The following is a 10,287-nucleotide window of genomic DNA, read 5'->3' as shown; positions in this document are numbered from 1 at the left end:
CGGTGCCCAAATCGCGGTGGCGCTAGCCGATCTCGAGTCCGCGCAGCAGCCGGTCGACGTCGTCGGTGGTGTTGTACGGCGCCAACCCCACCCGTAGGCCACCCGCCTCGCCGAGCCCGAGGCGCCGCGACGCCTCGTAGGCGTAGAAGGAGCCGGCGGGTGCGTTGACGTCCTGCTCGGCGAGGGCGGCGCTGACCTCCGCGGCGGCCCGGTCGGCGAAGGTGAGCAGCAGCGTCGGGGTTCGGCGTGCCGCCAGGGAGTGGACACGCACCGATGGCAGCCGCCGCAGGCCTGTCTCGATCCGGTGCCGAAGCGCATCCTCGTGCAGTTCGAGGGCGCGCAGGCTCGCCACGAGCCGCTCGCGGCGGCTGCCGGTCGCGTCGGTCATCCCGGCGATGAAGTCGACCGCGGCGGTCGTGCCCGCCATCAGTTCGTAGGGCAGCGTGCCCAGTTCGAAGCGCTCGGGCACTCGGTCGGTGGCGGGGAGCAGCTTCGCCGGACGCAGGTCGGCGAGCACGTCGCGCCTGCTGGCGACCACACCGCAGTGCGGACCCAGGAACTTGTACGGCGAGCAGGCGAAGAAGTCGGCGCCCAGCGCGCGGACGTCGACGACGCCGTGCGCGGTGTAGTGCACACCGTCGACGTACAGCAGTGCACCGACGGCATGGGCGCGGGCGGCGATCGCGCGCACGTCGGGCATCGTGCCGATCAGGTTCGACGCGGCGGTCACGGCGACCAGGCGCGTGCGTTCGCTCAGTTGGGCCTCGACGTCGGGGACAAGCAGTTCGGCGGTCGCGGGGTCGAAGTCCACCCACCGCACCACCGCGCCGGCCGCCGCGGCGGCGATCACCCACGGCCGGACGTTGGCATCGTGGTCGAGTCGTGTCACCACGACCTCGTCACCGGGCTGCCACCGCGTGGAAAGCGTCCGCGCCAGGTCGAAGGTCAACGCGGTCATGCTCCGCCCGAAGATCACCTCGTCGGGGTCGGCGTTGAGCAGATCCGCCACGGCGTCGCGGCACCGGCCGACGATCTCCTCGGCATTGCGGGCCGCGGCGGTGGCGGGCCCGCGATTGGACAGCGGCCGCAGCATCGCGTCGCGCACCGCGTCGGCCACTGCCGTCGGGGTCTGCGAGCCACCGGGTCCGTCGAAGAAGGCGGTACCGCCCTCGAGCGCGGGGAAGCAGCGGCGCACCGCGCCGACGTCGAAGCTCACGTCACCGAACCAGTTGATCGGCTAGTGCCACACCGAGCCGGTGCCCCGAAAGCCACGCCGACTCAATCCGCGGCGCGCCCGACGGGCACCACGAGTCGCCGCACAGCCCCAGCGGACGACCTGCTCGCTCGAGCAAGGCGAACGACCGATCATCATGGGTAGCAATGGGTTTGGCGAAAGTCCAGCGGTGGGCGACGGTCCACTGCGGTGGCTCTTCGACCACCAGGACGCGGCCGAGGGCGGCCAGGACGGGTCCCACCGCCCCCTCCGGATCCTCGAGGTGGGCCCGCGCCCGCTGCGCCGTCGTATGGACGACGAGCACGGGCGCGCCATCGCCGCGGCGCGAGCCGTCGTCGGCGACGGTGGTGATGTCGGCGTCGTCGTTGACGAAGGCGGCGTCGGTGACGGCCCAGCACCGCTCACCCCAGCCCGCCACCACGGTGACCACGGGTTCGTAGTCGATCCAGTCGATCGCGTCGGGGGCCAGCCGGGCGGCCTGCGGATCGGGCATCGCCAGCACGACCGCGTCGTGGTCCAGATCCTCGAGACCGACGACGGCGCCGTCGGTGTGCGCCTCGTCGGGCAGGACCGCGCGCACCAGTGACCGCAATCCGTCGGGCGCGGCGTACCGCATCGGGCCGGACGTGCGGCGGTGGCCGTCGGCGGAGAACACGTCGAACGTGTCGGTCCACTCCCGGGCCAGCCCGTCCGCCGTCCACGCGTCCACGATCGGGGTGAACTCGGGCTCCTTCACCGTGAAGTACGCCGCGCCGATGTCGACCCTGCGCCCGTGCAATGTCGGCGATGCCATCCGGCCGCCAGGCGCACGTCCCCGCTCGATCACGTCGACGGTGAGGCCGCGCTCGCGGAGCGCAGCCGCACACGACGCACCGGACAGACCGGCACCGACTACCGCGACACGGGGTGACATGAAGTCCACGCTAGTCGGGGCCGCTGCCCGAGTGGAGCACGCTGACCCCGATTGTCGAACATACCCCCTGGGGGTATAGTCGACCGTGGGCAATCGCTGTGCCGACTCAGTCCAAGGAGCAGACGTCATGACCATGCCATCCGAAAGACACGATCACGATCAGGAGCACCACGATCGTGACGGCGGCGGCGTCCACGACCACCACGGGATGGGCGGCAGTACCAACACGATGGCGCTGAGCGCGACCTTGCACTGCCTGACCGGCTGTGCCATCGGAGAGATCGCCGGCCTCGTCATTGGCACCGCGCTCGGCTTGAGCAACCCGGTGACCATCGCGTTGTCCGTCGTCTTGGCGTTCTTCTTCGGCTATTCCTTGTCCACGCTGCCGCTCCTCAAAGCCGGGTTGGCGCTGGGAACGGCGCTGAGTGTGGTCCTCGCTGCGGACACGTTGTCGATCCTGACGATGGAGGTGGTCGACAACATCGTCATGGCGGTGATCCCCGGAGCAATGAACGCCGGGCTAGTGAATCCGATCTTCTGGATCGGAATGATGATTGCGCTCTCCGCCGCGTTCTTCGCTGCCTATCCCGTCAACCGCTACCTACTGCAACGCGGCAAGGGCCACGCGCTCACTCACCAGTTCCACCAGGCCGCCGCCGACGAAGTGTCGGGCGCCCGGAAGTTCATCCCTGCATTCAGCGCGGGTGCCCTCGCGGCGGTGATTACGGCGTTCATGCTCGGCGGCCTGCTCGTCGCAGTCGCCGACGACCTGGCGAACCCAGTCTCCGAGGTCCATCAATCGAAGTGAGCGCGTCAGGAATTCGATGTCACTCGTCGTGGTGATGGTCGCCGTGGGCATCACGCAATGGCTGTGCAGGGGGCTGTGGAGCGATCATCGTCGGTGAGATGGCGGGCGCTGGGTCACCGGAATGCTGGTGGACCTGTTCGGTGCTCGTCCCGTGGTGATCGGGTCCCGCCTCGGCCGGTGCATGGTGGCCGTGACTGAGACCAGAGGCCACTCCGACGGCAGATGCCAGTGCGATGAACGCACCTCCGCCGAGAAGGACGATCGTGTTCGCATATGCCGGGATCGGCTCTGGGCGGTGGCCGCGGTACCAGACCCAACCGGCTCCCATCACGACATAGATCTGCAGCAACAACGCGCAGAGGTCGGCGGCATGTACCAATTCGGGTTTGCCGGCGTGTGGACCGAATGGCGCTCCGGCCGTCCGCGACATTGCCCAGATCGCGACGGCGCAGACATTGGCCGCGATCCCTGCGGCGAGCACCGGTGTAGTGGGCCTGGCAAGTACCATTCGCGCCCAGATCAACTGGAACACCGCTATCGAGACGAAGAACAGCCCCGAAGGCAGCCACTCTTGCCAGTGCGTCGGCACTACCGCCAAGTGGATGACCCCTGCGCCTAGGGAAGCGATTGCTGCCAGGCGGCCGGCCAGCCTGCTGTCGGACTTGGTCGCACGTCTGGATGGCACTCGTCCGATGATGACAGTGCTTGCCCTCGACTGGAATTCGTGACATCACATCTCTATCGGACCGAGATACACCCGTCATTCGGCTGCGTCGACGCTATCCGGGGCCGACCACCAGGTTCGGGGGGCGACCGCCCGCGGCGAAGACCTCGATCTGATCGAGTGCGACACGCCAGGCCCTGGCCCAGGCCCCCGCGGTGCTACCCGCGACGTGCGGGGTCAGCAGCAGGCCCGGAGCCGACCACAGCGGGTGACCCGCCGGGAGCGGCTCCGGATCGGTGACGTCGAGCGCGGCCAGCAGCCGGCCCGAGTTCAGCTCGGCGAGCAGCGCGTCGGTGTCCACCGCGCCGCCCCGGCCGGCGTTGACGACGATGGCGCCGTCGCGCAGTTTGCCGAGGAAGTCGCCGTCGACGACGTGCCGGGTCGACTCGGTGTCGGGCAGCATGGCGACCACCGCGTCGGCGGTGGGCAGCACGTCGTCGAGGTCGGCCATGGCGAGCACCCCGTCCCGCGCCCGCTGACCGACCAGGATCACGTCGGTCTCGAACGGTGTGAGTCGGGCGGCGAGGTTGACGGCCAGATCCCCCGCCCCCAGGACGAGGACCCGTTTGCCGATCAACGTCTCGGTGTCCTTCGGGGCCCACACGCCGTCGGACTGGTGGGCGCCGAACAGCGACAGTTCCCGGTAGATGGACAGGAGGGCGGCCACCACCCACTCGGCCGACGAGCCGCCGTGTGCACCGCGGCCATTGGACAGCTGAACCCCGTCGGGCAGATGCGGAAGCCATTGCTCGTACCCCGCGTTGAGCGTCTGCACCAGCCGTAGCGCCGGCAGGTCGACGAACCTGACCCCCGTCGCCTCGGCATCGTCGAAGCCGACCACGACCACCTCGGCATCCGCGTAGTCGGGCGGCCACGGTTCCCCGGGCCGGTAGTGGGCGGCATCGATGCCAGCCGAGCGCGGCGGCAGGTCGATGCCGAGGTCGTCGGGAACGAGGACTTTCAGGCGCGGCTCATCGGTGGCGGTCACCTCTCCCACGCTAGGCACACCGCGGGTCAGAGGTAGGGGTCGGCCCACGCGCTGATGATGCGGGCGGCGCGAGCGGCCTGGTTCTTCTCGGTGAGGAGGTGGTCGGCACCCTCGAGGGAGACGAAGCTGCGCGGGTGGCGGGCGGCCCGGAAGATCTCGCTCGCATTCGCGATGCCCACGGTGTTGTCGGTGGGCGAGTGCATCACCAGCAGCGCCCGTCGCAGCGTGCGGATCCGCTCGTGCAGATCGGCCGCGCGGACGTCGTCGAGGAAGTGCCGTTTCAGCGTCAATGCCTTGCCGCCGATCAGGAGCGCCGCCTCGCCGAAGGCCTCGATCCGATGGACCAGGGCGTCGTAGTTCTGCTCGACGTGAGCGGGTTGGTAGGGCGCGCCGACGCTGGCCACGGCGGCCACGGTGTCGCATTCGTGGGCGGCCGCGATCGCCGCCGCCCCGCCGAAGGAGTGCCCGACGAGGAGGTGCACCTCGCGACCGGCGTCGTTCAAGACCTCGACCGCGCGGACGGTGTCGGCGACCTTGTGCGAGAAGGAACCGTCGCCCCAATCACCTTCGGAATCACCGAGGCCGAGGTTGTCGAAGCGCAGCATCCCGATGCCGTCGGCCGCGAGCTGTTTGCACATCCGGCTCGCCGCCGGGCTGTCCTTGCCAAGGGTGAAGCCGTGGGCGAAGACACCCCACCCGCGGGGCTCGCCGACGGGAAGGTCGATGACTCCGCGCAGGAGGGGACCGGTGCTGCTGGGGAAACTGACGGGCTCGGGCACGCCCACGATCCTGTCATCGACCCCGGGTGCGGGTGCGCCTACTCGCCGACGGGCGCCGGCTCCTCCCCGCGGAAGACGCGCACGGCCCGCATCTTGTTCATCACGTCGAGGGCGGCCACCTTGTAGGCCTCGGAGAACGTGGGGTAGTTGAGGACGGCGTCGACGAGGTAGTCCACCGTTCCGCCGCAGCCCATCACCGCCTGACCGATGTGTACCAGCTCGGTGGCGGCGGTGCCAAAGATGTGGACGCCGAGCAGCTTCCGATCCTCGGTCGACACCAGCAGCTTGAGCATGCCGTAGGAATCCCCGGCGATCTGACCGCGGGCGAGTTCGCGGTACCGGGACACCCCGAACTCGTACGGGATGGAGTCCCGGGTGAGCTCCGACTCCGTGGCGCCGACGAAGGACACCTCCGGGATCGTGTAGATGCCGATGGGCTGCAGTGCCGTCATGTCGTTCGCTGGTTCGCCGAACGCGTGGCACGCCGCCAGCCTGCCCTGATCCATCGACGTCGCGGCCAGTGCCGGGAAGCCGATGATGTCTCCGACGCTGAAGATGTGGTCGACCTTGGTGCGAAACTGTTCGTCCACCTGGATGCGGCCGCGATCGTCGGTCTGCAGCCCCGCCGCCTCGAGGTCCAGCCCGTCGGTGCGACCCGTGCGACCGGCGGAGTACATCACCGCCTCGGCGGCGATCTGCTTACCGCTGGCCAGTGTGGTCAGGGTGCCGGTTTCGGAGACGTCGACACTGGTCACCTCCTCGCCGAACCGGAACATGACCGCCGAATCCCGCAGATGGAAGCGCAAGGCCTCGACGACCTCCGGATCGCAGAAGTCCAGCATCGTGTCGCGCTTCTCGATCACCGTCACCTTGCTCCCGAGCGCGGCGAAGATCGACGCGTACTCGATACCGATGACGCCTGCACCGACGACCACCATCGAGGTCGGAATGAAGTTCAGGCTGACGATCTCGTCGGAGTCCAGCACCCGCTCGTCGTCGAAGTCGACACCGTCGGGCCGACGGGGTGTGGTGCCCGTCGCGATGACGATGAATTCGCCTGTCAGCGTGCGATGTTCGGCGTCGACCGGTCCCTCCACCTGAACCGTGTTGGGATCGATGAAGCGGCCGTGGCCGGTGAACAGGTCGATGTGGTTGCGCACCAGCTGGTCGCGGATGACGTCGATCTCCCGGGTGATGACGTGCGAGGTGCGCTCCTGGAGATCGGCGGGGGTGATCTTCTCCTTGACGCGATAGCTGGCGCCGTACAGCTCGCGTTGGTTCATCCCGGTGAGGTGCAGCACGGCCTCGCGGAGGGTCTTCGACGGGATGGTGCCGGTGTTCACGCACACACCGCCGAGCATGTGGCCGTGCTCGACCACTGCCACCGTCTTGCCGAGTTTGGCCGCGGCCACGGCTGCCTTCTGGCCACCGGGGCCGGAGCCGATAACGATCAGGTCGTATTCAGTCGCCGTGGCCATGCAGACCGCATACCCACATTTCGCGGCTACGCCCGCCTCGGCGACCGAAGACGAACTAGGCGCACTGGTTCGCCTTGATCGTGCCCGAGTTGAAGAGCCCGAGCCGGGCGTCGCCGTTGGCTGCGGCGTAGCTGGGACCGATGCCGCCGAAGAAGCGCGTGCCATCTACCGCCAGCGCAGCGCAGCCGTTCTTCGCCACGACGACGACCTGGCAATCGCGAGCCTTCGAGCTGCACCGGTACACCGCCTCGCTGGACGCGGCCTGCTGGGTCGTATTGATGGAAACGCCGGTGAACTGGATGCTCGGCCCGTAGGCGATCGCGACGTATCGATCCGACGTCGGCGGAGGTGCGGGCACCGTCGTCGGCGAGGCGGCTGCCGTGCCCTGGCCGGCCATCGCAGCCATACCGGCGCCAGCGCTGATGAGCAGGGCTGCTGCGGCGAGACGGCGACGCGAGGTGTGCGGGGTGGTGGTCATGTCGATCTCCCGTGGTGTTCGCCGCCCCCGTTGGGCCGCGTTCACCAGCTAGGGGTGATTGACCCCCGCACTTCGCACACTTTTTTTCTGGTTTTCACCGAGCGTGTGGCCTGCGGTCGAAAAGCCCGGGCGAATTCAGGCGGTCGATGCAACAGTTGGCGGTTTTGAGAGTAGTTCGTTGAGTGCTTCGGCGGGTGTTCTCCAGTTCAGGGTTTCGCGGGGACGGCCGTTGAGTTCGGCTGCGACATTGTCCAAGATCCCGGGACCGTGCAGCGATAAGTCGGTTCCCTTCGGAAAGTATTGACGCAGAAGCCCATTGGTGTTCTCGTTGGTGCCCCGTTGCCAAGGAGAGTGCGGATCGCAGAAATAGATGTCGAGATCGGCTGCGACGGCGATGGCAAGGTGATTGGCCATCTCCTTGCCCTGATCCCAGGTCAAGGAACGGCGTAGATGCTCGGGCAGCTCGGTCATCTTCTCCACGATGGCGTCCTGAACCGCGACCGCACCGTGGTTGTCGGGCAGATGCAGCAGCATCACGAAACGGGTGGAGCGTTCCACCAGGGTGCCGATCGCCGATCCCGATGTGGTGCTGCCGATGATCAGGTCACCCTCCCAGTGCCCGGGTACCGCGCGATCGGCGACCTCGGCCGGGCGTTCACTAATGTTGACCATCCCCGGAATGCGGCCGCGCCGGGTCCCGGGCTGATGCCGAGGCCGGCGGATCGCTCGCTTGGTCCGCAAGCACTGGTGCAATTCCCGGCGCAGCGACCCCCGCCCTTGAACGTAAATGGCCTGGTAGATGGCTTCGTGTGACACCCACATCTCCAGATCGTCGGGAAAGTCGATGCGCAACCGCCTGGCTATCTGGCGCGGACTGTGACGCAGCTCCAACCGAGTCTGCACCTCATCACGCAACGTGTCAGCGACGGCGAACTTGCGCACCTTGGGGCGCCGCGCCCGCCTCGCGGCTGACCGTTCACCTGCCAACGCGTCGTAACGCACCGTCGAGCTGATGCCGCTTTGACGGGCTCCGAAGGCCTCCTTGCGTCGATAACCCGACGCACGTCCGTCGTAGCGGTTCTCGACGTTGCGATCCAACTCGCGTTTGATCGTCGAGGCTGGCCTATGCAGTCGTCGCCCCATCGAGCGAAGGGACTCATTGCGGCCCACACCGACCTGAATTTCGATCCGTTCCGACACGGTCAGTCGGGGTCGTGGCCCATCCGTCTTGGGTTCGTGCACACGTGGTTTCACGCCACCAGCGTCGGTCAACCATTTCCGCGCCGCCCCGAGCGACACGCCGACAATGACCGCAGCCTCAGCCGGACCAAAACCCAGCCGAACCTGCCCCCAAAACGCACTCACCGTCACCGGCTGAATCGCATGAGATCCCATCACAACACTCCTCGAGCAGAAGGGTGTTGCATCGATCCCTTGAAACCGCCCCGAGAGTCTCCGCCACAGGCCACACGGTCGGCGACCGAAACTCAGACCACGTAGCCGTCGGCCACCGTCAACGCCGCGTCGAGGATCGCGAGACCCTCGGCGACCTGCTCGTCGGTGATGTTGCAGGCGGGCACCGCGTGGATCCGGTTGAAGTTGGCGAACGGCAGCAGGCCGCCGGACTTGCACGCCGCCACCACCGCATTCATCGCCGGACTCGAGCCGCCGTAGGGCGCCAGCGGTTCCCGCGTCTGCGGGTTGGCCACCAGCTCGATCGCCTGGAACACGCCAAGACCCCGGACCTCACCGACCGACGGGTGACGGGCCGCAAGGTCAGCCAGGCCCGGGCCGAGGACCTCGGAACCGATGCGCGCGGCGTTGGCGACCATGCCCTCGTCCTCCATGGCGTTGATGGTCGCGACGGCAGCGGCACACGCCAGGGGATGGCCGGAGTAGGTCAGTCCACCCGGGTAGGCGCGATCGGCGAACGTCGAGTAGATGGCCTCGCTGATCGCGACCCCGCCCAGCGGCACGTAGCCGGAGGTGACGCCCTTGGCGAACGTCATGAGATCGGGCACCACGTCGAAGTGCTGGATCGCGAACCACTTTCCGGTCCGGCCGAAGCCCGCCATCACCTCGTCGGCGATGAGCATGATGCCGTAGCGGTCGCAGATCTCGCGGACGCCTGCCATGTAGCCCGGCGGCGGCACCATGATGCCCGCGGTGCCCGGTACGGACTCGAGGATGATGGCCGCGAACGACGTCGCGCCCTCGTGCTGAATCAGGCGCTCCAGGTACTCCAGCGCGCGCTCGCTCTCCTGCTGCTCGTTCTCCGCGTGGAACGACGAGCGGTAGAGGAACGGGCCGTTGAAGTGGACGACGCCACTGCTGGCGTAGTCGTTGGGGTAGCGGCGCGGGTCGCCCGTCAGGTTGACCGCGGTGTCGGTGCCACCGTGGTAGGAGCGGTACCGCGCCAGCACCTTGTAGCGGCCGGTGTGCAACCGCGCCATGCGGACGGCGTGCTCGACGGCGTCGGCGCCACCGTTGGTGAAGAAGACCCGGTTGAGGTCGCCCGGGGTGCGCTCGGCGATCAGCCGGGCCGCCTCGGAGCGCGCGGCATTGACGTGCTGAGGCGCCACCGTACACAGCTTGGCCGCTTGTTCGGCAATGGCCGCAACGACTTTCGGGTGCTGGTGCCCAATGTTGGTGAACACCAGTTGCGAGGAGAAGTCGAGCAGCTTGTTGCCGTCGCCGTCCCAGACGTAGGAGCCGTCGGCAGCCACGATCGTCATCGGCTTGATCTGCGCCTGCGCGGACCAGGAGTGGAAGACGTGCTGGCGGTCGAGTTCGTAGGCGTGGGCGCCCTCGGCGATCGCGGTGTCGAGGTCCTGTCCCGACGGCAGGATCTCGGTGGGGGTGGTGGTGCTCATGGCGAATACCTC

General features: G+C 68.0%; 10 protein-coding genes. 1 reads left to right on the top strand and 9 read right to left on the bottom strand.

The genetic code is table 11. From position 1 onward, the window contains the following. Positions 1-22: 22 nt before the first annotated feature. Together QUE68_RS27915 and QUE68_RS27910 are read right to left on the bottom strand one after the other, a co-directional pair. On the bottom strand, positions 23-1,216 hold the full coding sequence (locus tag QUE68_RS27915) for a cysteine desulfurase-like protein (RefSeq protein ID WP_284234363.1): 1,194 nt from the start codon (positions 1,214-1,216) through the stop codon (positions 23-25). 1 nt (position 1,217) lies between these two features. Continuing rightward, the gene (locus QUE68_RS27910; protein WP_284234361.1) at positions 1,218-2,147 is read right to left on the bottom strand and encodes an NAD(P)/FAD-dependent oxidoreductase; all 930 of its coding nucleotides are present in this window, start codon (positions 2,145-2,147) and stop codon (positions 1,218-1,220) included. A gap of 127 nt (positions 2,148-2,274) precedes the next feature. On the opposite strand from QUE68_RS27910, the gene QUE68_RS27905 reads away from it, so the two are divergent. Continuing rightward, a complete protein-coding gene (locus QUE68_RS27905; RefSeq protein ID WP_284234359.1) occupies positions 2,275-2,955 on the top strand; it encodes a DUF4396 domain-containing protein in 681 nt (226 codons plus the stop codon). A 19-nt stretch (positions 2,956-2,974) separates the two neighbouring features. Here QUE68_RS27905 and QUE68_RS27900 read toward each other — a convergent pair whose 3' ends face one another. The 7 genes from QUE68_RS27900 to QUE68_RS27870 all read right to left on the bottom strand — a co-directional run bounded on the left by QUE68_RS27900 (position 2,975) and on the right by QUE68_RS27870 (position 10,275). Beyond that, positions 2,975-3,640 carry a hypothetical protein gene (locus tag QUE68_RS27900; protein ID WP_284234357.1) on the bottom strand — a complete coding sequence of 222 codons (666 nt, stop codon included), beginning with the start codon at positions 3,638-3,640 and terminating at the stop codon, positions 2,975-2,977. 94 nt (positions 3,641-3,734) lie between these two features. Then, the gene (locus QUE68_RS27895; protein ID WP_284234355.1) at positions 3,735-4,667 is read right to left on the bottom strand and encodes an NAD(P)-dependent oxidoreductase; all 933 of its coding nucleotides are present in this window, start codon (positions 4,665-4,667) and stop codon (positions 3,735-3,737) included. Positions 4,668-4,693: 26 nt separating this feature from the next. Next, positions 4,694-5,446: an alpha/beta hydrolase family protein gene (locus QUE68_RS27890; RefSeq protein ID WP_284234353.1), complete on the bottom strand. Its 753-nt coding sequence runs from the start codon at positions 5,444-5,446 to the stop codon at positions 4,694-4,696. 38 nt (positions 5,447-5,484) lie between these two features. After that, complete coding sequence (gene sthA / locus QUE68_RS27885) at positions 5,485-6,924, bottom strand: Si-specific NAD(P)(+) transhydrogenase (RefSeq protein WP_284234351.1); 1,440 nt, start codon at positions 6,922-6,924, stop codon at positions 5,485-5,487. A gap of 55 nt (positions 6,925-6,979) precedes the next feature. Further along, a complete protein-coding gene (locus QUE68_RS27880) occupies positions 6,980-7,402 on the bottom strand; it encodes a DUF4189 domain-containing protein (RefSeq protein ID WP_284230097.1) in 423 nt (140 codons plus the stop codon). A gap of 135 nt (positions 7,403-7,537) precedes the next feature. Then, the gene (locus QUE68_RS27875; RefSeq protein ID WP_454786199.1) at positions 7,538-8,797 is read right to left on the bottom strand and encodes an IS30 family transposase; all 1,260 of its coding nucleotides are present in this window, start codon (positions 8,795-8,797) and stop codon (positions 7,538-7,540) included. Positions 8,798-8,889: 92 nt separating this feature from the next. After that, positions 8,890-10,275, bottom strand: coding sequence for an aspartate aminotransferase family protein (locus QUE68_RS27870; protein WP_284230095.1), 1,386 nt, complete (start codon positions 10,273-10,275; stop codon positions 8,890-8,892). Positions 10,276-10,287 lie beyond the last annotated feature (12 nt).

This window comes from Mycolicibacterium sp. TUM20985 (assembly GCF_030295745.1).
In the GTDB taxonomy this organism is placed as follows: domain Bacteria; phylum Actinomycetota; class Actinomycetes; order Mycobacteriales; family Mycobacteriaceae; genus Mycobacterium.
The sequence above is the reverse complement of the archived record's forward strand: the minus strand, read 5'-3'. Positions and strand labels throughout refer to the sequence as shown.